Source organism: Rhizobium sp. RU36D (assembly GCF_900176345.1).
GTDB lineage: Bacteria > Pseudomonadota > Alphaproteobacteria > Rhizobiales > Rhizobiaceae > Allorhizobium.
The window spans coordinates 219703-245634 of the sequence record NZ_FWXU01000007.1; the positions used below are offsets into that span (position 1 = coordinate 219703).

Genomic DNA, 25932 nt, shown 5'->3' on the forward strand with positions numbered 1-25932 from the left:
GAACCCAAGAGGTTCGAACTCTGATCGCCGTAAAAGCCGCCTCCAATGGCGGTGCGCAAGGCCTCGAAATCAACGGCCGGCCTGCGCCATAGGGGATGTAACATGGACAAGAAGCCGAACGATGTCGTGATAACCGGGGTCGGCATCGTGACCTGTCATGGGACCGGCAAGGCGCCGCATGTGGCGCTTTTGACCGCCAGCTCGCTTTCGCGCCCCCCTGTCGAAACCGAAAAGTTCCAGCCCTACCCACTGCATCCCTTGCCGGAGATCGACTGGAGCGCGCAGATCCCCAAACGCGGCGACCAGCGGCAGATGGAGAACTGGCAACGGCTCGGCGTTTATGCCGCCGGTCTGGCGCTTGACGATGCCGGCCTCAAGGACAATGCCGAGGCCGTCGGGTCGATGGACATGATCGTGGCGGCCGGCGGCGGCGAGCGCGACATCAACGTGGATTCGCTGATCGTCGATGAAGCGCTGAAGCGCAATGATCGCGAGACGCTCCTGAACGAGAAGCTGAGGACCGAACTGCGCCCGACGCTGTTCCTGGCGCAGCTGTCGAACCTGATGGCCGGCAATATCTCGATCGTCCACAAGGTCACAGGCTCTTCGCGCACCTTCATGGGCGAAGAGGCCGCCGGCATTTCTGCCGTTGCCACCGCGTTTGCCCGCATCAAGGCCGGACAATCCACCCACACGCTGGTCGGTGGCGCATTTGTTGCTGAACGCTCTGACATCATCCTGCTGGTCGAAGGCATCAGGGCGCATGCTACGGGGGACTGGAAGCCCTTGTGGTCGCGCAGCTCTGGTGAGGGCGGCGGCATGATGCTTGGCACCGTCGGCGCCTTCCTGATGCTGGAATCGCGCGAGCATGCCGAAGCGCGCGGCGCCCATATCTATGCCGTGCTGGACGATATCATCGGTGATCGTGGTCCGCGAGACGGCCGCTTCGAGGAGCGCCTGGCGGAAATCGGCCGCAGCGTCGCCCCGCAGCCGCCTGCCGACACGGTGATTTTCAGCGGCGCAAGCGGCTTGCATGATCTTTCTGCCCGCGAAAAATCGGTGCTGGAAACCGTGTTTGCTGGCGTGCCGGTGCGGGCCTATGGCGGACAAACGGGCCATGCGCTGGAAGCACAATTCCCGCTTGGCCTGGCGCTTGCGGCTCTGGCTGTCGATGCAGGCGCCACCGTGCCGGCCTTCGATGCGGACCATGAGACACCGGCCAAGGCGCCGGCGCGGCATGCGATCGTGACCACCGTCGGCTATACCCGTGGCGAAGGCATGGCCTTCGTTTCGGCAAATACGTGAGGAGACAGGCGATGACTGAGCAGCGCTTCACGGATCATCTGGGCCGGCCACTGGTGGCGGTCACCGGCATGGGTGTCATCACGTCGTTGGGACAGGGGCTCCAGGATAACTGGAAGGCCCTGACATCGGGCATTTCCGGCATTCATGCGATCAACAGGTTCCCGACGGAGGGGCTTTCGACCAGGATCAGTGGCACGGTGGACTTCATGCCGGTGCCGGCGGAAAACTCGGTCGAGCGGTCCTTTGCCTTTGCGCGCGCGACCACCGAGGAAGCGCTGGCGCAAGCCGGATTGTCGGGCGATTTCAACGGACCGCTGTTTCTCGCCGCTCCCCCGGTCGAACCGGAATGGTCGGATCGTTTTGCGCTTGCCGACCGCGCGCCGCCGGCCACACGGCCGGGCGATGCCTATGAGCGGTTCCTGGCCGCGATGCGCGAGCGGCCGGATCCGGTCTTCATGGAAGCAGCCCAGTTCGGCTCGATCTCCGAGCGCCTGGCCGATACCTTCGGCACCCGTGGCCTGCCGGTGACTTTGTCGACCGCCTGTGCGTCTGGCGCGACCGCCATCCAGCTCGGCGTCGAGGCTATCCGTCAGGGCCGCACGACGAGGGCGCTCACCGTTGCGACCGACGGGTCTGTCAGCGCGGAAGCCTTGATCCGCTTTTCGCTGCTCTCGGCACTCTCGACCCAGAACGATCCGCCGGAAAAGGCATCCAAGCCGTTCAGCAAGGATCGCGATGGTTTCGTCATTGCCGAAGGTGCCGCTACCCTGGTGCTGGAATCCCTGGAAGCGGCGATAGCGCGCGGTGCAAAGGTCCTCGGCATCCTCAAGGGTTGCGGCGAAAAGGCCGACCACTTCCACCGCACTCGGTCCTCGCCGGATGGCGGTCCGGCGATTGCAACCATCCGGGCTGCACTTGCGGATGCGGGCATGGACGAAGGCGGCATCGGCTACATCAATGCCCATGGCACATCGACACCCGAAAACGACAAGATGGAATATGGCGCGATGCTGGCCGTGTTCGGCGAAAGCCTCAAGAGCATCCCGGTCTCGTCCAACAAGTCGATGATCGGGCATACCTTGACGGCAGCCGGTGCGGTGGAAGCGGTATTCTCGTTGCAGACCATGCTGACCGGCACGCTGCCGCCGACCATCAACTACGTCAATCCGGATCCTTCGATCGCGCTCGATGTCGTGCCGAACGTCAAGCGCGATACTCAGGTCTCGGCCGTTCTGTCGAACTCCTTCGGGTTCGGTGGACAAAACGCCAGCCTTGTCATGGCGCGTGAACCGGCGTAACCGGATCACGCGCGTGAACCAGCATAAGCGGTTCGCCACACCACCAATAATCCGAAAACGCCGTCCGGGCGAGGAATAGTCATATGCGCGCTTTGCAACTGGTCGAAGACCGTAAGCTTGAAATCACCGAGCTGCCCGAGCCGGATGCGCCCGGTCCTGGCGAAGTGACGCTGCGCGTCAAGGCCGTCGCGCTCAATCACATCGATGTCTGGGGTTGGCGCGGCATGGCCTTTGCCAAGCGCAAGATGCCGCTGGTCATCGGTGCCGAAGCATCCGGGGTCGTCGAGGCGATCGGTCCGGGCGTGGGCAATATTCTGCCGGGTCAGTTGGCTGCCGTATACGGTGCGCGGACGTGTGGCCTCTGCAAGCCCTGCCGCGAAGGGCGCGACAATCTGTGCGAACATGTCGGCGGCGTTCACGGCTTCCATCTCGATGGATTTGCCCAGGAGAAGATCAATCTTCCCGCTCGCCTGCTCGTGCCGGCCCCTCCGGGTGTCGATGCCGTGGCTGCCGCTTTGGCCCCGGTCACCTTCGGGACCGTCGAGCATATGCTGTTCGACAATGCCAAGCTGGAACCGGGCGAAACGATCCTGGTGCATGCCGGCGGCTCGGGAATCGGCACGGCGGCGATCCAGCTCGCAAAGAAGATCGGCTGCACCGTAATCACGACTGTCGGTTCTGACGACAAGATCGAGCCGGCCAAGGCGCTCGGCGCCGATCACGTCATCAACTACCGCACCGATCGCTTCGAGGGTGTCGTGCGCAAGCTCACCAAGAAGAAGGGCGTCGATGTCGTCTTCGAACATGTTGGCAAGGATACCTGGGCCGGATCCATGCTCTGCATGAAGCGCGGCGGGCGGCTAGTCACCTGCGGCTCGACGTCTGGCGTCTCGACCGACATGAACCTGATGATGCTGTTCCAGCAGCAGTTGCGGTTGATCGGCTCCTTCGGCTGCCGGATGGAAAACATGGCCAATGCCATGCAGAAGATGGCGCGCGGCATCGTTCACCCTGTCATCGATACGGAAGTCACATTCTCAGACATCGATCGTGCGCTGTCGCGCATGGAAGGCCGCCAGGTCTTCGGCAAGATCATCCTGCGCATGGACTGACGCCATTGGAGTTGTTCATCACCCGGATCGTTCTCGCCCTTCGCAAGTTCCAGCAATGGTCCGTGGCGCAGCTCGCTTTCGGGTTCCTGAACCTCCTCAAGATCTTTCCTGCGGATGCAGCGATCAACTTCGCGGATGGGCTGATGCGACGCATCGGCCCGCGCACGCGTCGCCATCGCCTGATGCTCACCAACCTGCGCAATGCCTATCCGGACAAAAGTGATGCCGAGCTTGAGGCCATCGCTTTGGCAAGCTGGGGGCATATGGGGCGGCTCGCCGCCGAATATGTCTTCCTCGATCGCTTGTTCGACTTCGATCCGGCAAAGCCGGGGCAGGGGCGGATCGAGGTCTCGGGCATCCCGATCTTCCTCGACCTGCGCGATAATCCCCGGCCGTTCATCGTCTTCACGGGACATACCGCCAATTTCGAATTGCTGCCTGTCGCCGGCGCGGCATTCGGCCTGATGGTGACGGTGATGTTTCGGCCGCCCAACAATCCCTATATCGCCCGCAAGGTCTATGACTTCAGGGCAGGGCGAATGGGCAAGCTGGTTCCGTCCCATGCCGGTTCATCCTTCGCTTTGGCTCGCCAACTGGAAGCCGGGGGCGGGGTCGGCGTGCTGGTCGACCAGAAGTTCCAGAAGGGCCAGAAGACCACTTTCTTCGACCGCGACGTTCAGACCAATCCGCTGCTGGCCAAGCTCGCCCGGCAATTCGACTGTGAGGTCTACCCCGCCCGTTGCATCCGCCTTCCTGGCAATCGGTTCCGGCTGGAGATCGAGCCAGCGATAGACCTGCCGCGGGATGCAAGTGGCCACCTAGATGTCAAGGCGACAGCGCAAAAGCTCAACGACAAGGTTGAAAGCTGGGTTCGTGAATATCCGGAGCAATGGCTGTGGTATCATGATCGCTGGGACATTAAGCGCAGCCTCTGACCTTTTTTGGATTTCTACATTGTCTGGTGGGCGGATCGCGCCGATTCCGGCTCGTGCGTGTTCGCTGTAGACAGTATTCTCCATGACGCGCCTGGGCGTTATATTCACGCTTTTGCCTGCAAAAGCGCGAGAAATGCTTGCATCGGTTAAAGATATTGAGACGGCCGCCGCTCTGTATTGGCCGCTGCATCCCAAGATGGTGCGGATTGATACCCTAATCTTAGTTGATTGAACATGAAGGCCATTCATGTTAACAGCCGTGTGATGGTCGGAGCAAGGCTACAACACAGTAGTACGGTGCGGCCTGTGTGTAGAAACAGTTGCTGTTTTGCTGCCAAGAGGTCTGGCGCTGTACATGTCTCAGGAATTACATGACGAAATATTGCCGCGGCTTTTTGAAGCGGTTTCGCTGAAAAGCCTGCAATTGCAGCAGGCCATTCGCTCCGGTGATGATCAACTGGTCAGGCTGCTGGACCGGGAGCTTGCCCCGCTGATATCCGAGGTGGTCGAGTACAGGGCCTGCAACAGCCGCGAAATTCACCTGCAATTGCGTTTTGTCAGCAGTCTGATCCGCGAGGATGCTGATGATCGTTCCTGCGTCGTGCGCAACTCGACTATTCTGTCCGTTCTGCTTGATCGATACTTCGGCACCTCGGCGGTATCGGATGTTGCGGGCTTCGGCGTCGGCAATACCTATCAATCCCTCGGTGACGATGGATTGCTGAACGAATCCATTCTGAACGCGCTACCGGACATGGTCGCCGTGGTTACCACGGATTATCGCTACCTCTATTCGAATGCGGCCCATGGCGCTTCGCTGAAATGCTCACCGCTGGAACTGGTCGGACGCCATATCTCCGAATTCATGGAGCAGGGGTTGTTCGAAGACATGGTGCGGGAGCGGCTCGACCGATGCTTCCGTGGCGAATGCGTGGAATATGTCTATCTGCGCCGCGAGGGAGATCGCGGGCTGTTCGTCCGCTGTCGCCTGGCCCCGCTGAAGGGGCATGATGGCCGCGTTGTCGGTGCTGTCTTGACGATGCAGGATTCGGGCGAGTCCCAGAACATGATCGCGGCCTGACCACCCGGCCTTGGCCGACCCTCGCGTTCACCGTGGCGGTGTGTCAAAGGCCGTAAGGCGAGAACGCCAAAGACTTAGGCCAATGCCTGGTCGTCGCCGGGCAGCCGGCTCAGCAGGAATTCCCGTTCGAAGGCGATATGGCGGCGCATGCCCTCGAAAAAGCCCCGGAGCATATAGCCCGTCGCTTCCATGTTGACCCGGGCACCGGAGCCGAGCTTCAGCAAGGCGTCCGTCAGTTCCTCTGCAAAACACTCGTCTTCGCAGTGTTCGAATTTCAGCCGGTCGATGGTTTCAGCGAAATGTCCGCCGGCCGCCGACTGAATCAGCGGAAACAGCACGGTCTCTTCGAAATGATGTACCCCGCGAATCAGGGGCCCCAGGGCCTTGGCGGCATAGATGCATTTCTGCCGGTTTATGCTCGACGGAAGCGAATCGGCGATGTCTTCCAACTCCCCGCACAGCGCCAGTTGCTCCTCATGCGCCTTGCGCAGCCAGGCCAGGGACTGGTGCTGGACGAGGTCCTCGGCCGGTTGCCGGATGGGAGACCCTTTCAGGCTGACCAACTTGTTTTGCATCCACATCCTCCAAGGAACCCGCAAAGCTGAGTACGCGGCCTGCGCAAAGCCATTTGGGTCCGTTTGCGCATGTTTCCCTTGATCAACGTCAGCGACCTTGTGTCGCTGCTGCAATCCTGATTGGGCCCAAGTCTTGGCAGTTCGGCGGATGTCCGCATTGATCTGCATCAAGGAATGCGGACGCCGCAACTGGCATTGATGCAGCATACACCGGGTACATGCCCTGCTGATCGGCAGACATGCCCGTGATGCCATGCAAGCCGTTGGGGGATGCCAACAATGAATTATACCATGGAAACCATGGCAATGGCGGTGCTCGCCTTTGCCGCGCTGCTGGGGGCGGCCTTCGCTCACGACAGCCTCTTTGCCGCTCACATGTGGGTGGCCTTTTTTACGCTCGGCGCCGGCACGCTCGTCATGCTGCGCCGTATCCAGTTCGCGCCCGCCGGCGTCCGTACAGCCGCCCAGACCAAGTCGGAATATTTTGACGAGGTCGTCAAATACGGCGTCATCGCCACCGTTTTCTGGGGTGTCGTCGGCTTCCTGGTCGGCGTGGTGGTTGCGTTGCAACTGGCATTTCCCGATCTCAATATCGAGCCCTACCTGAACTTCGGTCGCCTGCGCCCGCTGCACACCTCGGCGGTCATTTTCGCCTTTGGCGGCAATGCCCTGATCGCGACGTCCTTTTATGTCGTGCAGCGCACCTCGCGTCAGCGCCTGTTCGGCGGATCGCTGGGCTGGTTCGTGTTCTGGGGCTATCAGTTCTTCATCGTCATGGCTGCAACAGGCTATGTGCTGGGGATCACCGCGGGCCGTGAATATGCCGAACCGGAATGGTATGTCGACATCTGGCTGACCGTCGTCTGGGTGGCCTACCTGATCGCCTTCATGGGCACCGTGATGACCCGGAAGGAAAGCCACATCTACGTCGCCAACTGGTTCTACCTGGCTTTCATCGTTACCATTGCCATGCTGCATATCGTCAACAACCTGGCGATGCCGGTGTCGTTCCTCGGTTCGAAGAGCTATTCCGCCTTCTCGGGCGTGCAGGATGCGCTGACTCAGTGGTGGTATGGCCATAACGCCGTGGGCTTCTTCCTGACAGCCGGCTTCCTCGGCATGATGTACTACTTCGTGCCCAAGCAGGCGGGTCGCCCTGTCTATTCCTACCGCTTGTCGATCATCCACTTCTGGGCCCTGATCTTCATGTATATCTGGGCCGGCCCGCACCATCTGCACTATACGGCTCTGCCGGACTGGGCGCAGACGCTTGGCATGGTCTTCTCCATCATGCTGTGGATGCCCTCATGGGGTGGCATGATTAACGGCCTGATGACGCTTTCGGGCGCCTGGGACAAGATCCGTACCGACCCGATCATCCGCATGATGGTCATCGCCATCGCCTTCTATGGCATGTCGACCTTCGAAGGCCCGATGATGTCCATCAAGGCCGTCAACTCGCTCAGCCACTATACCGAATGGACCATCGGTCACGTGCATTCCGGCGCCCTCGGCTGGGTCGGCATGATCAGCTTCGGTGCGATCTACTACCTGACGCCGAAACTGTGGCACCGCAACCGCCTCTACTCGCTGCGCCTGGTCAACTGGCACTTCTGGCTCGCCACCCTCGGCATCGTCGTCTACGCCGCCGTTCTTTGGGTTGCCGGTATCCAGCAGGGTCTGATGTGGCGCGAATACGACGAGCAGGGCTTCCTGGTCTACTCGTTCGCCGAATCGGTCGCCGCCATGTTCCCATACTTCGTGCTGCGTGCACTGGGTGGAGCGCTCTACCTGCTGGGCGGCATCATCATGGCCTACAACGTGCTGATGACCATCCTTGGCTATGAGCGCCAGGAAGCTCCGATCCCGGGCTCTGTTGTCCCCGCTGCCATGCAGCCGGCTGAATGAGAAGGAAGGCTAACAATGTCCATTCTTGATAAACACGTCATATTCGAGAAGAACACGAGCCTGCTCTTCCTCGGTTCGCTGATCGTCGTGACCATCGGTGGCATCGTCGAGATTGCACCGCTGTTCTACCTCGAAAACACCATCGAGAAGGTGGAGGGGATGCGTCCCTATTCGCCTCTCGAACTGGCCGGACGCAACATCTATATCCGTGAGGGTTGCTATGTGTGTCACAGCCAGATGATCCGTCCGTTCCGCGACGAGGTGGAGCGCTACGGCCATTATTCGCTGGCCGCAGAGTCCATGTACGACCACCCGTTCCAGTGGGGTTCCAAGCGTACCGGGCCTGATCTCGCCCGCGTCGGCGACCGCTATTCCAACGAATGGCATGTTCAGCATCTCATGGAACCGCGCGACGTCGTGCCGGAATCGATCATGCCGAGCTACTCCTATCTGAAGGAGACGCCGCTCGAGATCACCGACATCTCGATGGACCTGAAGGCCAACAGGACCGTCGGCGTGCCCTATACGGATGAGATGATCGAAAACGCCAAGGCGGACCTTGCCGCCCAGTCGGATCCCAATGCCGATACCAGCGCGCTGCTTGAGCGTTACCCGAAGGCCAAGGTCGGCAATTTCGATGGCGATCCGACGCGCCTGACGGAAATGGATGCGCTGGTCTCTTACCTGCAGATGCTCGGCACGCTGGTGGACTTCTCCACCTATGACGACGCAACCGGTTATCGCTGAGGAGGGCGCCATGGAAACCTACACCGCCATGCGTCACTTCGCCGACAGTTGGGGCATGCTGGCCATGCTCCTGTTCTTCGTCGGTTCCGTGCTCTTCATATTCAGGCCGGGCGCCAAGAAATTGGCTGACGAGGCCGCAAGCATCCCTCTCAAGGAGGATTGAAAATGGCAGACAAACATATCGACGAGATCAGCGGCGTCGAAACGACTGGGCATGAATGGGACGGGATCCGCGAACTCAACAATCCCATGCCCCGCTGGTGGGTCTATACCTTCTATGCGACGATCGTCTGGGCCATCGGCTACACCATCGCCTATCCGGCCTGGCCGCTGCTGACCGACAGCACCAAGGGCCTGCTCGGCTATTCCAGCCGGGCTGAGGTGGCGCAGGAAATCAGCGCCGCCAAGGCCGATCAGGCCGTCTATCTCGACAAGATCGCCGCCATGCCGCTGGCCGAGATTGCCGCTGATCCGCAGCTGTCGCAGTTTGCCATTGCCGGCGGCGCGGCCGCCTTCAAGGTGAATTGCTCCACATGTCATGGCTCGGGTGCGGCCGGCGGTGCCGGATATCCGAACCTCAACGACGACGACTGGCTGTGGGGCGGTGACCTGGAAGCGATCCACCAGACGATCGCCCACGGCATTCGCTATGACGGCGATCCCGATACCCGCATTTCCGAGATGCCGGCCTATGGCGAGATTCTCGAGCCGGAACAGATCCGGCAGGTGGCCGCCTATGTCGTGAGCCTGACCGGCACGCCGTCCAACGCGGCACTGGTTGAGCCCGGCAAGCAGATCTTCGCGGAGAATTGCGCTGCCTGCCACGGCGAGGATGCCAAGGGTGGACGGGATTTCGGTGCGCCGAACTTGGCAGACGCCATCTGGCTGAAGGTGAGCGACGAAGCGTCGATTGCGGCGCAAGTCGCCCAGCCGAAGCACGGCGCCATGCCCGCTTGGGGAGCGCGCCTGGGTGATACCACCGTCAAGCAGCTGACTCTGTTCGTGCATTCGCTGGGCGGCGGCGAATAATCCCATCGCCTGTTTCAAAAAGATCGGCCCTCGAAGCTTTGCCTCGGGGGCCGATGTCGTTTTGCCCCGCCGTTGGGTCTGCCCTGCGACCAAACGCCCGGTCTTGATATAAGTCAAAGCGACTTTGCAGGGGGCGTGGGACAAGACGAGGGACAGCAAGAGGTTCCAGTCATGAGTCTGCAGGACACCAGCGAAAAATCCGCTCCCGACGAGGTCGAGCGCCTGGAGGCGGAGGCCGTCAATTCGGCCGCCCGCCGTAAACCACTCTACGAAGCCCGCAAGAAGATATTCCCGAAGCGGGCGTCAGGTCGTTTTCGCCAGTTCAAATGGCTTGTCATGGCGATTACGCTCGGCATCTACTATCTGACGCCTTGGCTTCGTTGGGACCGCGGCCCCTACGCACCGGATCAGGCCGTTCTGATCGATCTTGCGCATCGCCGCTTCTATTTCTTCTTCATCGAGATTTGGCCGCAGGAGTTCTTCTTCGTCGCCGGCCTGCTTGTGATGGCCGGTTTTGGACTGTTTCTGGTCACCTCGGCCGTCGGCCGCGCCTGGTGCGGCTATACCTGTCCCCAGACGGTCTGGGTCGATCTTTTTCTGGTGGTCGAGCGCTTTATCGAAGGCGACCGAAATGCGCGGATGAAGCTCGATACCGCGCCGTGGAGCTTTGACAAGCTCTGGAAGCGCGTATCGAAACATGCGATCTGGGTCGCGATCGGTGTTCTGACAGGGGGCGCCTGGATCTTCTATTTCGCCGATGCGCCCGATCTCGCCATGGATTTCATTCACGGCAGGGCCGAGCCCGTCGCCTATATCACGGTCGCGATCCTGACAGCCACGACTTACGTGTTTGGTGGCCTGATGCGGGAGCAGGTCTGCATCTATATGTGCCCCTGGCCGCGCATCCAGGCGGCGATGCTCGACGAGAATTCGCTTGTCGTCACCTATAACGACTGGCGTGGCGAGCCGCGCACCCGTCACGCCAAGAAGGCGATCGCAGCGGGCGGGCCGGTCGGTGACTGCGTCGATTGCAATGCCTGCGTCGCCGTCTGTCCCATGGGCATCGACATCAGGGACGGCCAGCAGCTGGAATGCATCACTTGCGCGCTGTGCATCGACGCCTGCGATGGGGTCATGGATAAGGTGGGCAAGCCGCGCGGTTTGATCGCCTATGCCACGCTTGACGAATACCAATCGAACATGGCGCTGGCGACCAACAACGGATCCTCGCCCATCGTGCCTGCGAACGTCCGCAAGCCGGACGGCAGCTTCAGCGACAAGGTCAGGCATTTCGACTGGCGGATCATCTTCCGGGCGCGCACACTTCTCTACATGGGTGTTTGGAGCGCTGTCGGTATCGGTCTCATCGTGGCGCTTCTCACCCGCGACCGGTTGGAACTCAACGTGTTGCACGACCGCAATCCGCAGTATGTGCTGGAATCGGACGGCTCCATCCGCAACGGCTATTCGCTGCGGGTCCTCAACATGGTGCCGAGGCCGCGCGATATCATCGTGTCGATCGATGGCCTGCCCGATGCGACGATGAAGGTCAACGGCCTGGCCGCGGAGCAGGTCCGCTCCTTCACGATCTCGGCGGCTCCGGATGAAGTGACAACGCTTAAGGTCTTCGTGACGCTGCCGGGCGATCAGGCGGCCTGGCAATCGGAAGAAATCCGCTTCGTCATCAAGGATGCCGGCAGCGACGAACAGGATAGCTACACGGCCGTATTCAATGGCCCGGGGGTGAAGAAATGACTGCTGTGAGGGAAAAGCCAGGCTTTGTATTCACCGGCTGGCACATGCTGGCCGTGATGGTGGCCTTCTTCGGTGTGATCATCAGCGTCAATATGCTGATGGCCTATTACGCGACGTCGACCTGGAGCGGCCTTGTCGTGAAGAACACCTATGTCGCCAGCCAGGAATTCAACGGCAAGGCCGCGGGCATTCGCGCCATGCTGGCCACCGGCATTCGCGGAACGCTGACGGTGGAGAATGGCGAGATCGCCTATGCCCTGACGCTCGAAGATGGCAAGGCCGTGGAGGCCGATGCCGTGACGGCCCATTTCAAGCGGCCTGTCGGCGAGCACCAGGATTTCATCGCACCTCTATTGCCCGCCGCCGATGGCCGATATGCGGCACGTCACGAGGTGCTGCCGGGCGACTGGATCGTCGAGATCATGGCCATGAAGGGTGGCGAGACCATCATGCATGAAGCCAACCGGATATCGGTGCGTGGAGTGGTAAAATGAGCTGCTGTGCTGCGGGAACCGAGAGCGCGCTGGACCTTGAGCGTCTGGACCATGCTCTGCCGACATCGGAAGAGATGCGGCTGTCGAGCCGCGACCTCGGCGAGGGGCTGCGCCAGATCGACCTCAGCGTTCCAGCCGTTCATTGCGGCACCTGCATCACGACGATCGAGCGGGCCTTGCGGCAATTACCCGAGGTCGAGCGGGCGAGGGTCAACCTCTCAACCAAACGCGTCTCCGTCGTCTGGAAGGACAAGGTCGGCGAGGTGGAGACGGATCCGGTGTCGCTCGCGCGTGCGATCGCCGCGACGGGCTACGAATCCCATCTGTTCACTTCGGCGGAGGAGGGGTCGGACGCGCTACGCAACCAGTTGATCCGCGCCGTGGCGGTATCTGGATTTGCGGCCACCAACATCATGCTGTTGTCGGTGTCGATCTGGTCCGGCGCAGATGCCTCGACGCGCGATCTCTTCCACTGGATTTCTGCGCTGATCGCGGCTCCGGCGCTGATCTATGCCGGGCGCTTCTTCTATCAATCCGCATGGAATGCGCTCCGGCACGGCCGCACGAACATGGACGTGCCGATCGCGCTGGCAATCACGCTCTCCTACTTCGTGTCGCTGTGGGAGACGATCCATCACGGCCACCATGCCTGGTTCGACGCGACAGTCTCGCTGCTGTTCTTCCTGCTGATCGGCCGCACGCTCGACCATATCATGCGCGACAGGGCGCGTTCGGCCATCTCGGGCCTGGCACGGCTCAGCCCCCGCGGCGCCATGGTGGTTGGCGCAGATGGTTCGCGCGACTATCGACCCGTCGAGGACATTCGCATCGGCGACCGGGTGGCGGTTTCCGCAGGCGATCGGATCCCCGTCGATGGCCTGGTTGCTTCTGGCGCCAGCGATGTCGATATGTCGATCGTTAACGGGGAGAGTGCGCCCAATGCTGTCTCGACCGGCGAGCGGGTGCAGGCCGGCACGCTCAATCTCACGGGGTCGCTGATCATCGAAGCGACGGCTACCGCGAAAAACTCCTTCCTGGCTGAGATCATCGGGCTGATGGAAGCGGCTGAAGGGGGCAGGGCACGGTACCGGCGTATCGCCGACCGGGCCGCCCAGTATTATTCGCCCGCGGTTCATCTGCTGGCGCTCACATCCTTCATCTTCTGGGGCCTCTACGACGGCGACTGGAAGCATGCCATGCTGGTCGCGATCGCCGTGCTGATCATCACCTGCCCTTGCGCGCTCGGGCTGGCGGTGCCGGTCGTGCAGGTGGTGGCCGCCGGCCGACTTTATCGCAACGGCATCATGGTCAAGGACGGATCGGCCATGGAGCGGCTGGCCGAAATCGACGCGGTGGCCTTCGACAAGACCGGCACGCTGACCCTGGGCCGTCCGCGCCTGGTCGGAGCAGACGAGATCAGCCGCGATGCGATGGCGCTGGGCGCAGGTCTTGCCGCTCATTCGCGCCATCCCCTGTCTCGGGCGCTGTGGTCGTCCGCCAGTGGTCCCGTCAGGCAGTTCGAGGGTGTGCGGGAGATACCGGGCGCCGGCATCGAAGCGGAAACTACCGAGGGTCTCTACAGGCTCGGTAGCCGGCGGTTTGCCGTTACAGAGGCCCGTAACGGCGATCATGCAGATCGCGACGACAGGGCGCTTTCCGAGGTGGTCTTGTCACGCGACGGACAGGAGCTTGCCGCCTTCCGCTTTGAGGATACCTTGCGTCCCGGCGGCGAGGAGGCGATTGCCCGCCTGAAGGCTGAAGGGCTTTCGGTCGGCATATTGTCGGGCGACCGTGCCGGTGTTGTTTCAGCACTGGCCGCACGCCTGCACATGGATCATTGGAAGGCCGAATTGTCACCGCGGGAAAAGGCCGAGTTCTGTGCCTCGGCCCAGGCTGATGGCCACAGGCTGCTGATGGTCGGTGATGGCATCAACGATGCTCCCGCGCTTGCCGCGGCTCATGTCTCGATTGCGCCGGCGACGGCCGCGGATGTCGGACGCCAGGCCGCCGACTTCGTCTTCATGCGGCCGGGCCTGGAGGCCGTACCGCTTGCCATCGAAACATCGCGCCGCGCCGGTCGGCTGATTCGCGAGAATTTCGCGCTTGCCATCGGCTACAACATCATCGCCGTTCCGATCGCGCTTGCGGGGCTTGCAACGCCGCTGATCGCCTCGATTGCGATGTCGACCTCCTCCATCATCGTGGTGGTCAACGCGCTGCGCCTCAACCGTGCCACCAAGGCGGAACGTGCGGCGCTGCGGGCGGCGGCGGTCGAATACCCATCTGCCGGTACGAGGTTAGCCTCATGAATATGTTGATCTTTCTCATTCCGATCGCGCTGCTGCTTGGCGCGCTCGGACTGTTCGCGTTTCTCTGGTCGCTGAAATCCGGGCAATATGAGGACCTGGAAGGCGCGGCCTGGCGGGCGCTCGAGGATGACGACGACAGGCCGGCCGCCTGACGCCGGAAGTCTGTCGCACGCTCACGATTCCGCCTTGCCGCCTGCCCGGTAGAATGCGAGAAAGCCTCCCTAATCGATTTGCATGCGGAGGTCTTTGTCGTGCAGCAGGCTGAAATCGGACTGATCGGTCTTGGGGTCATGGGCTCCAATCTTGCCCTTAACATCGCGGAAAAAGGTAACCGCATCGCGGTCTTCAACCGGACCGTCGCCCGCACCGAGGAGTTTCTCGGTGAGGCTGGCGATCTTGCCGGCCAGGTCATCGGCTGCAAGACGATGGAGGAATTTGTTGCCGCCATCCGCCCGCCGCGGCCGATCATCATCATGATCAAGGCGGGCGATGCGGTGGATCAGCAGATGGCGGCGCTGGCGCCGCTGCTGGCCAAGGGCGACATCATGATCGATGCCGGCAATGCCAATTTCCGCGACACCGTCGCCCGCTTTGACCGCCTCAAGGACACCGGCCTGACCTTCATCGGCATGGGTGTGTCTGGTGGCGAAGAAGGCGCGCGTCACGGACCTTCGATCATGGTCGGCGGTACCGAAGAAAGCTGGAAGCGGGTCGAGAAGGTGCTGACCTCCATCGCCGCCAAGTTCAACGACGAGCCTTGCGTCGCCTGGCTCGGCAATGACGGCGCCGGACATTTCGTCAAGACGATCCATAACGGCATCGAATATGCCGACATGCAGATGATCGCCGAAATCTACGGCATCCTGCGCGATGGTCTCGGCAAGAGCGCAGCCGAAATCGGCTCGATCTTCGGTGACTGGAACAAGGGCCGACTGAACTCCTACCTCATTGAGATCTCCGAAAAGGTGCTCGCGGCAACCGATCCGATTTCCGGCGGTGCCATGGTCGATATGATCCTCGACAAGGCCGGCCAGAAGGGCACCGGCAAATGGTCGGCGATCGAAGCGCAGAACATGGGCGTGCCGGCCACCGCGATCGAAGCGGCCGTTGCTGCGCGCAGCCTTTCCTCGCTCAAGGGCGAGCGCGAGGCTGCTGAGAAGATCTTCGGCAAGCCGGAATACAAGTTCCCGGTCGCCTATGGCGACGACCTGAAGAAGGACCTGGAGCTCGCCTTGTTCGCTGCCAAGATCGGCGCCTATGCGCAAGGTTTCGCTGTCATGGCGGAGGCCTCGCGCGAATATGGCTGGAACCTGCCGATGCCGACGATTGCCCGCATTTGGCGCGCCGGCTGCATCATTCGCTCGCAGTTCCTTGACGAGATCACCACCGCCTTCACCAAGGCGCCTGATGTCGCCAATCTGATCGTCACGCCGGCCTTCGCCGACATGGTCAAGGAATCGCTGCCGGCCCTGCGCCGCGTGGTGGCGGCTTCCGTGTCCGCCGGTCTCCCGGTTCCGGCGCTTACATCGGCACTCACCTACTTCGACGCCTACCGCCAGGGCCGCGGCACCGCCAACCTGATCCAGGCGCAGCGCGACTTCTTCGGCGCCCATGGCTTCGATCGTCTCGACGGCAAGGACTTCCATCACGGCCCGTGGGGCTCGGGTGCGGCGACGTTCTGAGGCACGTCGACAAGCCAGACATGCGACGGCGGCCAAGAGGCCGCCGTTTTCTTTTGCGGCACAAGGCGGGCAATCAGGGTATGGCCAATTGAAATGCTGATTTCGCCATGCAATGAAATACCGTGTCCCGAAACGGAAGGCGGTTTGTTGCATGTTCAAGAAGCTGATGGCGTATACGCATTCGGGAAATACCTTGCTTGGCGACGTTGTTACAACGTCCGCCAGCGAAAAAGGCATGCTCTCGTCTTCGCATTTCGAATGGCGTGTTAAACGTACTCTTGATGGCGGCGACTACCTTATCGGGATCAAGATGAAACCCGACGGTTCCGTCGGAGCAGAAGGCTCGGCCTGGAACTATATCAATTTCGATCTGGAAACAGCCATCAGAATTCGCGACCGTCTCAATGACTGCATTACGACGATTGAACAAGCTCGCGACAAAAAGTAAGCCGGGCGCTTTCCCCGCTATTCCTTTCAAAACAGGATGTTAAGCGTCACTCCGGCCACATCGGCTGGCTGACGCTCTGCAACGCCTCGGGCGGCGCGCCGTCGATGCTGGCGATGACGGCGCTGGCGAGCGAGCGGCCCGCCTGGCGCACGTCTTCAAAGGCTGTGATGATTTCCGGGCGGATCCACTTGAGGATGGGGACCGCCTGCTTGGATACGAGATCAACATCGGTGCCAAGGCGCTTGTCGGCGGCTTCGATGGCGGCGTTGACGGCAATGGCTGCGCTGCTGGATGAGCAGATTATGCCGTCAGGGGCGTCCGGCCCCCGCATCAGGGCCTCCAGGTCATCGCGAATACCGGAAAGCGGCGTGTCGATATTCACCTTTGTCTGCACTTCCTCGGCGCCGAAATCATGGAGCGCTGCCTGAAACCCGTTGCGGGTGTGCAGGTAGTAAGTCAGCGTGCTCGGCGGGTAGAGCAGGGCGATCCGTCGCCGCTTGCGCTCCTTTACCAGACGCTCGACGGCGCCGTAGGCAAAGGCCTCGTTGTCGAAGTCGTGATAGGGATGAATGATCTCGCTATCGGTGCGGCCATGGGTGGCGAACGGCATGTTGTGCTCGCTCAGCAGCCGGATCCTCGGGTCGTTCGGCTCCGTGCGCGAGATGATCACGCCGTCGGCCGAGCCTGTATCGAGAATGTAGCGCACTGGCAGCATGGGGTCCTTGCTGTGGGAGTGCGGCGTGACGACGATGTGATAGGGCGTGCCGCTCAGCACTTCCGAAATGCCGAACACCATCTGGCTGGAGAAACCCATGATCTCCTCGTCGATGGACAGAACCAGCGCGATGACATTGGTCTTGCCGGTCCGCAGACGCACCCCGGCGCGGTTGGGCTGATAGCCGAGTTGGCGTGCCACCATGCGCACGCGCTCCTTGGTGTCGGCGCCGATATCCGGCGCATCCTTCAAGGCGCGTGAAACCGTGGTGATACCGAGGCCTGTCATGAAGGCGATGGTCTTGAGCGTCGGGCGCACGGGTGCCAACCCCGCGGCCGCCTGTGCCGCGCTTCTAGTGTCTTGTACCATGGGGCCCCCGTCGATGCATTGGCCATTCTTATACTGCTTATTGTCAGCGGCTGTAAACGAACGCGTTTTGCCTCGCGCGGCCACCACTAGCGTTAATAACTGTAACGATACAGGTCTATTGTCGAGCGGTTTTTGCAGGCAAAACTTTTGCGCGAATAATCTGCAGTTGTTGGTGCTGCGCGAAAGCCTATCTTCGCATCCGCAAAACTGCGTAACGGAAGGCGTTGTGCTAAAATTGACGAAAATGACCCGCAAATGCTCGGATATACAACGATAATTCGGGTTGGTTGCGTTGCGAGAGATGCAAAATTGATCATTTAATCGACTCCAATATAGCGCTTATCTCAGGTTGAAATTCATCACGAAAGAAAAAATTTTGATGCTGCGGTTGCGTCTTTAAATCGTTTCGAATAGGTTTTTCCGGCAACGTTTCAGTGAGGGAGGAGAACTCATGAATTTTCGTAGCGTAGCGGCAGCTCTCGCCGCCAGCGTAGTATTGCCGTTCACTGCTGCCCAGGCAGCTGATCTCGAAGTCACCCATTGGTGGACCTCGGGTGGTGAAGCCGCCGCCGTGGCCGAACTGGCAAAGGCCTTCGATGCCACCGGCAACAAATGGGTCGACGGCGCTATCGCCGGTTCCGGCGGCACCGCTCGCCCGATCATGATCAGCCGCATCACCGGCGGCGACCCGATGGGTGCCACCCAGTTCAACCACGGCCGTCAGGCTGAGGAACTGGCGCAGTCCGGCCTGATGCGCGATCTCACCGCTCTGGCTGAGAAGGAAAAATGGCGCGAGATCATCAAGCCGGTCAGCCTGCTGGATAGCTGCACGATCGACGGCAAGATCTATTGCGCGCCGGTCAACATCCACTCTTGGCAGTGGCTGTGGCTGTCGAATGGTGCATTTGAGAAGGCCGGCGTTCCGGTTCCGAAGAACTGGGATGAGTTCGTGGCCGCAGGCCCGGCGCTGCAGAAGGCCGGCATTCAGCCGCTCGCCATCGGTGGTCAGCCCTGGCAGGCAAACGGCGCCTTCGGCGTTCTCATGATCGCCATTGCCGGCAAGGACACGTATCTCAAGGTCTTCCAGGACAAGGACGAGGAAGTAGCCGCGGGCCCAGATATCGCCAAGGTCTTCAAGGCTGCCGACGATGCGCGCCGCCTGTCGAAGGGCAGCAACGTGCAGGATTGGAACCAGGCAACCAACCTCGTGATCACCGGCAAGGCCGGCGGTCAGATCATGGGTGACTGGGCGCAGGGCGAATTCCAGCTCGCCGGCCAGGTTGCTGGCAAGGACTATACCTGCCTTCCGGGTCTCGGCGTCAACGAGATCATCACGACGGGTGGCGACGCCTTCTACTTCCCGCTGCTGAAGGACGAAGAAAAGTCCAAGGCGCAGGAAGCCTTGGCATCGACGCTGGTCAACCCGAAGACGCAGGTTGCCTTCAACCTGAAGAAGGGCTCCCTGCCGATCCGCGGCGACGTTGATCTGGCTGCTGCCAACGACTGCATGAAGAAGGGACTTGAGATCCTGGCCAAGGGCAATGTGCTCGTCAGCACCGACCAGCTGATGTCGGCCGATAGCCAGAAGCAGACCGAAGACCTGTTCTCCGAGTTCTTCGCCAACGAGTCGATCACGCCTGAAGCTGCCCAGAAGCGCTTCGCCGAGATCATCGCATCTGCCGACTGATCGCATCTCCGACAACGGACCGGCTTCGCTCAGGTGAAGCCGGTCCTTCACAATCCCGAGCTCTCAGAGGCCGGTCTTCGGTGCTTTTTCGCGCCGCTGGATGGGGAGCCTGGGACGTGAGCGGACAACCGTCTTGTCGGGCGGTGTCTCGCGGATGAATGCGCTTATTCAGGAGGTACAGTCCATGACGGGCCATGCGCGCTCCGGCCGCCCCAACCAGTTGTTTCGCAATCTCAATTCAAAGATTGCCTCGATTCCGATGATCCTGACCGCGGTCGTCATCTTCCTCGGCGGCACGATCTGGACGATCGTCTATTCGTTCACCAATTCCAAGCTTCTGCCGCGCCTGAACTTTGTCGGCTTCGACCAGTATGAGCGCCTTTGGGATGCTCCGCGCTGGGTGATGTCCATCAGCAACCTCGCGATCTACGGCGCCTTGTCGCTGATCTTCAGCCTGCTGATCGGCTTCGTGCTCGCGGCCCTGATGGACCAGAAAATCCGGTTCGAGAACACGTTCCGCACCATCTTTCTCTATCCCTTCGCGCTGTCCTTCATCGTCACCGGGCTCGTGTGGCAATGGGTGCTGAACCCGGATTTCGGCGTGCAGTCCGTGGTCCGGTCGCTTGGTTGGGAAAGCTTCACCTTCAATCCGCTCTATGACCAGCAGATCGTCATCTACGGCATCCTGATCGCAGCGCTGTGGCAGGGAACCGGGCTCGTGATGTGCCTGATGCTCGCCGGCCTGCGCGGTATCGACGAGGATATCTGGAAGGCCGCGCGCGTCGACGGCATCCCGATGTGGAAGACCTATGTGATGATCATCATTCCGATGATGCGCCCGGTCTTCGTCACGACGCTTGTCATCATCGCCAGCGGCATCGTGCGCGTCTACGACCTCGTCGTGGCGCAGACCTCGGGCGGCCCCGGCATCGCCTCGGAAGTCCCGGCAAAATATGTCTACGACTATATGTTCCAGGCCCAGAACCTCGGCCAGGGATTTGCCGCCTCGACCATGATGCTGATCACCGTTGCTATCATCATCGTGCCATGGGCCTATCTCGAATTCGGAGGCAAGAAGCGTGGCTAATCCGGCAAGTCTCAACACCACCGCCGCAGGCTTCGACGCCGTATCCGGCCGGCTTGGCTCCGGTCCGCGTGGCCGCAAGCCGCGGCGCCTGCTGTCTCCCCGCAATATCATCGTCTATGGCGCGCTGACCTTTGCCGCCATCTACTATCTGCTGCCACTCTACGTGATGATCGTCACGTCGCTGAAGGGCATGCCGGAAATTCGCTTGGGCAACATCTTTTCGCCCCCGGTCGAGATCGTGTTCGAGCCCTGGGTGAAGGCCTGGAGCCAGGCGTGCACCGGTTTGAACTGCGATGGCCTGTCGCGCGGCTTCTGGAACTCGGTCCGGATCACCATTCCCTCGACGATCGTGTCGATCGCGATTGCCTCGGTCAATGGCTATGCACTGGCCAACTGGCGGTTCAAGGGCTCCGAAGTCTTCTTCACCATCCTGATCATCGGTGCCTTCATTCCCTACCAGGTCATGATCTATCCGATCGTCATCGTGCTGCGTGAAATGGGCATTTACGGCACGCTTACGGGCCTGATCATCGTGCATACGATCTTCGGCATGCCGATCCTGACGCTGCTGTTCCGCAATTACTTCGTGTCGCTGCCGGAAGAACTGTTCAAGGCGGCTCGCATCGATGGCGCCGGCTTCTGGCAGATCTTCTTCCAGATCATGCTGCCGATGTCGTTGCCGATCTTCGTCGTTGCCATGATCCTGCAGATCACCGGCATCTGGAACGACTTCCTGTTCGGCGTGGTCTTCACCCGGCCGGAATACTATCCGATGACCGTTCAGCTCAACAATATCGTCAATTCGGTGCAGGGCGTGAAGGAATACAACGTCAACATGGCGGCTACGCTGTTGACGGGCCTGGTTCCGCTCATCGTCTACTTCGTCTCAGGACGGCTTTTCGTCCGGGGCATCGCCGCCGGCGCAGTCAAGGGTTAAGTGTCCATGTCCATCAGCGTTTCGATCAAGGATCTGTCGCTCGACTTCGGCGCCGTCAGCGTGCTGAAAAACCTCAATCTCGATATCAAGGACGGGGAGTTCCTCGTCCTGCTCGGCTCGTCCGGCTGCGGCAAGTCGACCTTGCTCAACTGCATCGCCGGCCTGCTGGAGCCGACGGACGGACAGATTTTCATCAAGGACAAGAATGTCACCTGGGAAGAGCCCAAGGACCGCGGCATTGGCATGGTGTTCCAGTCCTATGCGCTTTATCCGCAGATGACGGTGGAAAAGAACCTGTCCTTCGGGTTGCGCGTGGCCAAGACGCCGCCGGAAAAGATCAAGGAGAAGGTGGCGCGTGCCGCCGAAATCCTGCAGATCGAGCCCCTGCTTAAGCGCAAGCCGGCCGAGCTCTCGGGCGGCCAGCGCCAGCGCGTGGCGATTGGGCGTGCCCTTGTGCGGGATGTCGATGTCTTCCTGTTCGACGAGCCGCTCTCCAACCTCGACGCCAAGCTGCGCTCTGAACTGCGCGTCGAGATCAAGCGCCTGCACCATGCGCTGAAGAACACCATGATCTACGTGACGCATGACCAGATCGAGGCGCTGACGCTGGCTGATCGCATCGCCATCATGAAAAGCGGCGTGATCCAGCAGCTCGATGATCCCATGGTGATCTATAACAGGCCCAAGAACCTGTTCGTCGCAGGCTTCATCGGCTCGCCGTCGATGAACTTCCTGCATGGGGAGCTTGCGCTGCGTGACGGAACGCCTGTCTTCGTGACCAATGGCGTGGCATTTTCCCTGGCTGGCTATCGCTCCGAAAAGCCGTTGCTGCCAGGCACGAAAGTAGTGCTGGGCGTCCGACCGGAACATATAGCCGTCGACGAGGATATCGAGCCGGGTGCAGAAATGCATGAGGCGGTTGTCGATATCGAGGAGCCGATGGGCGCAGACAACCTGCTGTGGCTCAAGCATGCCGGACATGTGCTGTCGGTGCGCATTGGCGGTACCCGGCGCTTTTCTCCCGGAAACCAGGTGCGCCTTGGCTTCGACATGTCGGTTGCCTCGCTTTTCGATGCGACGAGCGAGGAGCGCCTCTGATATCAAGAGGCTGAGCCGCCCTGCGCGTCGCGGGGCGGCATGCATGCGCAATGGGATGTTCCGCAATGGCAATAGAGGCCAAATCCACCACCGATCACGATCTCGCCGGCTCCTGGCAATTGTCCAGCAGCGATGGTCAGCACACAGCGCCTATCGCTCTTCCGGGCGATGTGCATTCGGCTCTCGCCGATGCCGGCCTCATTCCGGAACCCTATCGCGGTCGCAATGAGGAACTGGTGCAATGGGTGGCGGAGCGTGACTGGCAGGTTGAGCGCAGCGTCATCATCGACGATCCCGATGGCAATTGGTATCTCGACATCGACTATCTCGATACGGTTGCCATTGTCTTCGTCAACGACATCCCGGTGCTGACGGCCGACAATTGCTTTCGGCGCTACCGTCCCGATGTCGGGCACGCGTTGCAGCCAGGCGAAAACCGCATTCGCATCCTGTTTCATTCCAGCATCGCAGCGGGCGCCGACCGGCAGGCGCGCCAGCCCTTCTACATTCCCTATCATCCGGGAAACTCGCCGATCCCCAATGGCAACATGCTGCGCAAGCCGCAATGCCATTTCGGCTGGGACTGGAACATTGCTCTGGCGCCGCTCGGGCTTTACGGCACGATTGCGCTCAGGCGGCAGGATCCGGCCCGCATCGAGCATCTGGTGACGCATCAGGTCCACAATGCCGATGGAAGCGTCAATCTGCATGTCACATTGACCCTCCATGCGCGCGAACCGTCGGTTTTGCCGGTTCATCTGGAATTCAACGGCGAGCGCGTCCGGTTGGATTGTGGGATCGCCGCGGGCGAGACGCAGATCCGGCATGTCTTCCACGTGGAGAGCGCGCGGCTCTGGTGGCCCGTCGGCAGCGGGGATCAGGCACTGTACGAGCTCAGCGTCGATGTTCCCGGCGATCGGGTGACGCGCCAGATCGGCCTTCGCACCGTCGAATTGCTGACGGACAAGGACGAAGCCGGCAGCCGTTTTGCCTTCCGCATCAACGGGCGGGAAATCTTCTGCCGCGGCGCCAACTGGATTCCGGCCGATGCGCTGTTTTCCCGCACATCAAGGGAAAAGACCGAAGACCTGCTGCAGTCGGCCCGCGATGCCCATATGAACATGATCCGCGTCTGGGGCGGCGGCTTCTATGAACATGACTGGTTCTACGACCTCTGCGACCGGCTGGGCCTGATGGTCTGGCAGGACTTCATGTTCGCCTGCAACCTCTATCCCTGCTCGACAGATTTCCTCGACAATGTCGCAGAAGAGGTTGACTATCAGGTCAAGCGCCTGTCGTCGCATGCCTCGATCGTGCTGTGGTGCGGCGATAACGAATTGGTCGGCGCGCTGACCTGGTTCAAGGAATCCATCGAGAACCGCGACCGCTATCTCGTCGCCTATGACCGGCTCAATCGCACGATCGAAGTGGCCCTGCGCAAGGCCGCGCCGGATGCGCTGTGGTGGCCGTCCAGCCCGGCCTCCGGCTATCTCGATTATGGCGATGCCTGGCATGCCGACGGCTCGGGCGACATGCATTACTGGTCGGTCTGGCACGAGAACAAGAGCTTCGACAATTATCGTTCGGTCAGGCCGCGCTTCTGCTCGGAATTCGGCTTCCAGTCCTACACCTCCCTTCCGGTGATCGAGAGCTTTGCCGAGCCGAAGGACATGAACATTGCCTCACCGGTCATCGAGCTTCACCAGAAGAATGCCGGTGGCAACGAGCGTATTGCCGGCACCATGTTCCGCTATTTCCGTTTTCCGCGGGATTTTGCCAATTTCGTCTATCTGAGCCAGATCCAGCAGGGCCTGGCGATCCGGACGGCGGTGGACTACTGGCGATCGCTGAAGCCTCATTGCATGGGGACGCTGTACTGGCAGCTCAACGACACATGGCCCGTCGCTTCCTGGGCGAGCCTCAATCATGGCGGCAGCTGGAAGGCCTTGCACTACATGGCCCGGCGCTTCTTCCAGCCCGTCAGCGTGGCGGCGATCCCGTCAGAGGATGGGCGGTCGATCAATTTCTCTATGGTCAATGACACGGCGGAGGCCGTCGGCATCGACATGAATCTGTTTGCGGTGACGCTCGAGGGCGAGCGCATTCCGCTGAAAACCGCCTATGGCACCTGCGAGCCGGACCGGGCGGGCACGTTGTTGACCGTCGATGTGGCCGAAGTGCCTGACAATTGCCTCTTGGCCTGGAGCTTCATTGCTTCGAGCGGCATGAGCGGTTCAGGCCATCATGTGCTCGGCACCTACAAGGCGCTGGACCTCAAGCCATCAGGCCTCACCACCACATGGAAATGGCTGGGCGATGGAACCGCCGAAATCACGGTCGAGGCGTCGGGTCTGGCGCTTTTCGTCATGATCGAGAACGACCGTGCCGGACGATATTCCGACAATGCCTTCGACCTTGCAGCCGGCGAGAGCCGCGCGATCATCTTCACCCCGGACGCGCCCATGGCAGCCGCCGACCTTCCGGATTTCCGCATCTACGATCTCTATTCCTGCCAGGCGGTGGGCTAGACAAAACATCAGAACAGGCCGGCCGCCCAGGGCCGGCCATAGGGGGCGACCCCACAAAGGAGGAAAGACATGACGAAACTCGGATTTCAGCTCTACAGCGCGCGCAATTTCCAGCCGTTCTCCGATATTTTTCCGCGGCTGGCGAAGGCCGGCTACACCGAGGTCGAGGGTTATGGCGCACTCTATGCCGCCGTCGATGAAGCCGGCTTGAAGTCGCTGAAGGAGGAGTTTGCGGCCAACGGGCTTTCCATGGCAACCGGCCATTTCGGCTTGGACATGCTGGAAAAGGAACAGGGCAAGGTGCTGGAGATCAGCCGCACCCTCGGCCTTGACGGCATCTATTGCCCCTATCTCATGCCGGACCAGCGTCCCAATGACGCCAAGGGCTGGTTTGCCTTCGGCCAGCGCCTGCAGGAAGCCGGCAAGCCGTATGTCGATGCCGGATTTGACTTCGGCTGGCACAATCACGATTTCGAATTCAAGGCGCTGGAGGATGGCTCCACCCCGCAGGAGCAGATTTTCGCCGGCGGTCCAGAGCTTTCCTGGGAAGCCGACATCGCCTGGGTCATCAGAGGCGGCGCCGATCCCTTCGCCTGGATCGAAAGCTACGGCAAGAAGATCAAGGCCGTGCATGTCAAGGATATCGCTCCGGCCGGCGAGAATGCCGACGAGGATGGCTGGGCCGATGTCGGTCATGGCACCGTGGACTGGAAGGGCCTTGTCGCTGCGCTCAAGCCTTACGGGGTCAAGCACTACGTCGTCGAGCATGACAATCCCAAGGATATCGACCGGCTGATCACGCGCTCGATCGCTTCCTTCAACAGCTACTGACA

At 61.0% G+C, this 25932-nt stretch carries 23 protein-coding genes; 21 read left to right on the forward strand and 2 right to left on the reverse strand.

Annotated elements, in window-relative coordinates; translation table 11 throughout:
• Positions 1–102 precede the first annotated feature (102 nt).
• From B9A97_RS11530 to B9A97_RS11550, 5 genes are all read left to right on the forward strand, one after another.
• Positions 103–1305 (forward strand): beta-ketoacyl-ACP synthase, encoded by a 1203-nt coding sequence (locus B9A97_RS11530; RefSeq protein WP_084365466.1) that lies wholly within the window; start codon positions 103–105, stop codon positions 1303–1305.
• An 11-nt stretch (positions 1306–1316) separates the two neighbouring features.
• Entirely contained in the window at positions 1317–2603 is a 1287-nt protein-coding gene (locus tag B9A97_RS11535) for a beta-ketoacyl-ACP synthase (protein ID WP_084365467.1), read from the forward strand.
• A gap of 83 nt (positions 2604–2686) precedes the next feature.
• The gene (locus B9A97_RS11540) at positions 2687–3715 is read left to right on the forward strand and encodes a zinc-binding dehydrogenase (RefSeq protein WP_084365468.1); all 1029 of its coding nucleotides are present in this window, start codon (positions 2687–2689) and stop codon (positions 3713–3715) included.
• A gap of 5 nt (positions 3716–3720) precedes the next feature.
• Positions 3721–4650: a lipid A biosynthesis lauroyl acyltransferase gene (locus tag B9A97_RS11545; RefSeq protein WP_084365469.1), complete on the forward strand. Its 930-nt coding sequence runs from the start codon at positions 3721–3723 to the stop codon at positions 4648–4650.
• Between the two features lie 355 nt (positions 4651–5005).
• Positions 5006–5731: a PAS domain-containing protein gene (locus B9A97_RS11550; RefSeq protein WP_084365470.1), complete on the forward strand. Its 726-nt coding sequence runs from the start codon at positions 5006–5008 to the stop codon at positions 5729–5731.
• A gap of 74 nt (positions 5732–5805) precedes the next feature.
• On the opposite strand, the gene B9A97_RS11555 is transcribed toward B9A97_RS11550, so the two are convergent.
• Positions 5806–6306, reverse strand: a complete 501-nt coding sequence (locus B9A97_RS11555) for a hemerythrin domain-containing protein (RefSeq protein ID WP_084365471.1) — start codon at positions 6304–6306, stop codon at positions 5806–5808.
• Positions 6307–6585: 279 nt separating this feature from the next.
• Between B9A97_RS11555 and ccoN the strand changes: the two genes are divergently transcribed.
• The 10 genes from ccoN to B9A97_RS11605 all read left to right on the forward strand — a co-directional run bounded on the left by ccoN (position 6586) and on the right by B9A97_RS11605 (position 16678).
• Positions 6586–8214, forward strand: coding sequence for a cytochrome-c oxidase, cbb3-type subunit I (ccoN, locus tag B9A97_RS11560; protein ID WP_084365472.1), 1629 nt, complete (start codon positions 6586–6588; stop codon positions 8212–8214).
• Positions 8215–8229: 15 nt separating this feature from the next.
• The gene (ccoO, locus tag B9A97_RS11565) at positions 8230–8961 is read left to right on the forward strand and encodes a cytochrome-c oxidase, cbb3-type subunit II (protein ID WP_084365473.1); all 732 of its coding nucleotides are present in this window, start codon (positions 8230–8232) and stop codon (positions 8959–8961) included.
• Between the two features lie 10 nt (positions 8962–8971).
• The gene (locus B9A97_RS11570; RefSeq protein ID WP_084365474.1) at positions 8972–9124 is read left to right on the forward strand and encodes a cbb3-type cytochrome c oxidase subunit 3; all 153 of its coding nucleotides are present in this window, start codon (positions 8972–8974) and stop codon (positions 9122–9124) included.
• A 2-nt stretch (positions 9125–9126) separates the two neighbouring features.
• Complete coding sequence (gene ccoP, locus B9A97_RS11575; RefSeq protein ID WP_084365475.1) at positions 9127–9990, forward strand: cytochrome-c oxidase, cbb3-type subunit III; 864 nt, start codon at positions 9127–9129, stop codon at positions 9988–9990.
• Positions 9991–10161: 171 nt separating this feature from the next.
• Complete coding sequence (gene ccoG, locus B9A97_RS11580) at positions 10162–11745, forward strand: cytochrome c oxidase accessory protein CcoG (RefSeq protein WP_084365476.1); 1584 nt, start codon at positions 10162–10164, stop codon at positions 11743–11745.
• A complete protein-coding gene (locus B9A97_RS11585; protein WP_084365477.1) occupies positions 11742–12239 on the forward strand; it encodes a FixH family protein in 498 nt (165 codons plus the stop codon). Before ccoG ends, B9A97_RS11585 begins: the two co-directional genes overlap by 4 nt.
• A complete protein-coding gene (locus tag B9A97_RS11590; RefSeq protein WP_084365478.1) occupies positions 12236–14548 on the forward strand; it encodes a cation-translocating P-type ATPase in 2313 nt (770 codons plus the stop codon). The genes B9A97_RS11585 and B9A97_RS11590 overlap by 4 nt, the downstream gene beginning before the upstream one ends.
• Positions 14545–14700: a cbb3-type cytochrome oxidase assembly protein CcoS gene (gene ccoS, locus B9A97_RS11595; protein WP_084365479.1), complete on the forward strand. Its 156-nt coding sequence runs from the start codon at positions 14545–14547 to the stop codon at positions 14698–14700. The genes B9A97_RS11590 and ccoS overlap by 4 nt, the downstream gene beginning before the upstream one ends.
• A gap of 99 nt (positions 14701–14799) precedes the next feature.
• Positions 14800–16230: an NADP-dependent phosphogluconate dehydrogenase gene (gene gndA, locus B9A97_RS11600; protein ID WP_084365549.1), complete on the forward strand. Its 1431-nt coding sequence runs from the start codon at positions 14800–14802 to the stop codon at positions 16228–16230.
• A gap of 151 nt (positions 16231–16381) precedes the next feature.
• A complete protein-coding gene (locus B9A97_RS11605; protein WP_084365480.1) occupies positions 16382–16678 on the forward strand; it encodes a hypothetical protein in 297 nt (98 codons plus the stop codon).
• Between the two features lie 46 nt (positions 16679–16724).
• Here B9A97_RS11605 and B9A97_RS11610 read toward each other — a convergent pair whose 3' ends face one another.
• A complete protein-coding gene (locus tag B9A97_RS11610; protein ID WP_084365481.1) occupies positions 16725–17762 on the reverse strand; it encodes a LacI family transcriptional regulator in 1038 nt (345 codons plus the stop codon).
• Positions 17763–18213: 451 nt separating this feature from the next.
• Here B9A97_RS11610 and B9A97_RS11615 point away from each other — a divergent pair, with 451 nt between their 5' ends.
• The 6 genes from B9A97_RS11615 (at position 18214) to B9A97_RS11640 (ending at position 25930) form a co-directional block, all read left to right on the forward strand.
• Positions 18214–19449, forward strand: coding sequence for an ABC transporter substrate-binding protein (locus B9A97_RS11615; RefSeq protein WP_084365482.1), 1236 nt, complete (start codon positions 18214–18216; stop codon positions 19447–19449).
• A gap of 184 nt (positions 19450–19633) precedes the next feature.
• Positions 19634–20536 (forward strand): carbohydrate ABC transporter permease, encoded by a 903-nt coding sequence (locus B9A97_RS11620; RefSeq protein WP_084365483.1) that lies wholly within the window; start codon positions 19634–19636, stop codon positions 20534–20536.
• Positions 20529–21473: a carbohydrate ABC transporter permease gene (locus B9A97_RS11625; protein WP_084365484.1), complete on the forward strand. Its 945-nt coding sequence runs from the start codon at positions 20529–20531 to the stop codon at positions 21471–21473. The genes B9A97_RS11620 and B9A97_RS11625 overlap by 8 nt, the downstream gene beginning before the upstream one ends.
• Positions 21474–21479: 6 nt before the next feature.
• Entirely contained in the window at positions 21480–22571 is a 1092-nt protein-coding gene (locus B9A97_RS11630) for an ABC transporter ATP-binding protein (protein ID WP_084365550.1), read from the forward strand.
• Between the two features lie 65 nt (positions 22572–22636).
• Entirely contained in the window at positions 22637–25099 is a 2463-nt protein-coding gene (locus tag B9A97_RS11635; protein ID WP_084365485.1) for a beta-mannosidase, read from the forward strand.
• Positions 25100–25168: 69 nt separating this feature from the next.
• Positions 25169–25930, forward strand: a complete 762-nt coding sequence (locus B9A97_RS11640; RefSeq protein WP_084365486.1) for a sugar phosphate isomerase/epimerase family protein — start codon at positions 25169–25171, stop codon at positions 25928–25930.
• Positions 25931–25932 lie beyond the last annotated feature (2 nt).

What these genes read in the sequence shown, in the direction of transcription:
- B9A97_RS11640 (WP_084365486.1), top strand. Translation starts at nt 25,169, where the DNA reads ATGACGAAACTCGGATTTCAGCTCTACAGCGCGCGCAATTTCCAGCCG.
- B9A97_RS11590 (WP_084365478.1), top strand. Translation starts at nt 12,236, where the DNA reads ATGAGCTGCTGTGCTGCGGGAACCGAGAGCGCGCTGGACCTTGAGCGT.
- B9A97_RS11605 (WP_084365480.1), top strand. Translation starts at nt 16,382, where the DNA reads ATGTTCAAGAAGCTGATGGCGTATACGCATTCGGGAAATACCTTGCTT.
- ccoO (WP_084365473.1), top strand. Translation starts at nt 8,230, where the DNA reads ATGTCCATTCTTGATAAACACGTCATATTCGAGAAGAACACGAGCCTG.
- B9A97_RS11620 (WP_084365483.1), top strand. Translation starts at nt 19,634, where the DNA reads ATGACGGGCCATGCGCGCTCCGGCCGCCCCAACCAGTTGTTTCGCAAT.
- B9A97_RS11610 (WP_084365481.1), bottom strand. Translation starts at nt 17,762, where the DNA reads ATGGTACAAGACACTAGAAGCGCGGCACAGGCGGCCGCGGGGTTGGCA.
- B9A97_RS11555 (WP_084365471.1), bottom strand. Translation starts at nt 6,306, where the DNA reads ATGCAAAACAAGTTGGTCAGCCTGAAAGGGTCTCCCATCCGGCAACCG.
- B9A97_RS11530 (WP_084365466.1), top strand. Translation starts at nt 103, where the DNA reads ATGGACAAGAAGCCGAACGATGTCGTGATAACCGGGGTCGGCATCGTG.
- B9A97_RS11540 (WP_084365468.1), top strand. Translation starts at nt 2,687, where the DNA reads ATGCGCGCTTTGCAACTGGTCGAAGACCGTAAGCTTGAAATCACCGAG.
- B9A97_RS11570 (WP_084365474.1), top strand. Translation starts at nt 8,972, where the DNA reads ATGGAAACCTACACCGCCATGCGTCACTTCGCCGACAGTTGGGGCATG.
- B9A97_RS11630 (WP_084365550.1), top strand. Translation starts at nt 21,480, where the DNA reads ATGTCCATCAGCGTTTCGATCAAGGATCTGTCGCTCGACTTCGGCGCC.
- B9A97_RS11635 (WP_084365485.1), top strand. Translation starts at nt 22,637, where the DNA reads ATGGCAATAGAGGCCAAATCCACCACCGATCACGATCTCGCCGGCTCC.
- B9A97_RS11615 (WP_084365482.1), top strand. Translation starts at nt 18,214, where the DNA reads ATGAATTTTCGTAGCGTAGCGGCAGCTCTCGCCGCCAGCGTAGTATTG.
- ccoN (WP_084365472.1), top strand. Translation starts at nt 6,586, where the DNA reads ATGAATTATACCATGGAAACCATGGCAATGGCGGTGCTCGCCTTTGCC.
- ccoS (WP_084365479.1), top strand. Translation starts at nt 14,545, where the DNA reads ATGAATATGTTGATCTTTCTCATTCCGATCGCGCTGCTGCTTGGCGCG.
- ccoG (WP_084365476.1), top strand. Translation starts at nt 10,162, where the DNA reads ATGAGTCTGCAGGACACCAGCGAAAAATCCGCTCCCGACGAGGTCGAG.
- B9A97_RS11585 (WP_084365477.1), top strand. Translation starts at nt 11,742, where the DNA reads ATGACTGCTGTGAGGGAAAAGCCAGGCTTTGTATTCACCGGCTGGCAC.
- B9A97_RS11535 (WP_084365467.1), top strand. Translation starts at nt 1,317, where the DNA reads ATGACTGAGCAGCGCTTCACGGATCATCTGGGCCGGCCACTGGTGGCG.
- ccoP (WP_084365475.1), top strand. Translation starts at nt 9,127, where the DNA reads ATGGCAGACAAACATATCGACGAGATCAGCGGCGTCGAAACGACTGGG.
- B9A97_RS11550 (WP_084365470.1), top strand. Translation starts at nt 5,006, where the DNA reads ATGTCTCAGGAATTACATGACGAAATATTGCCGCGGCTTTTTGAAGCG.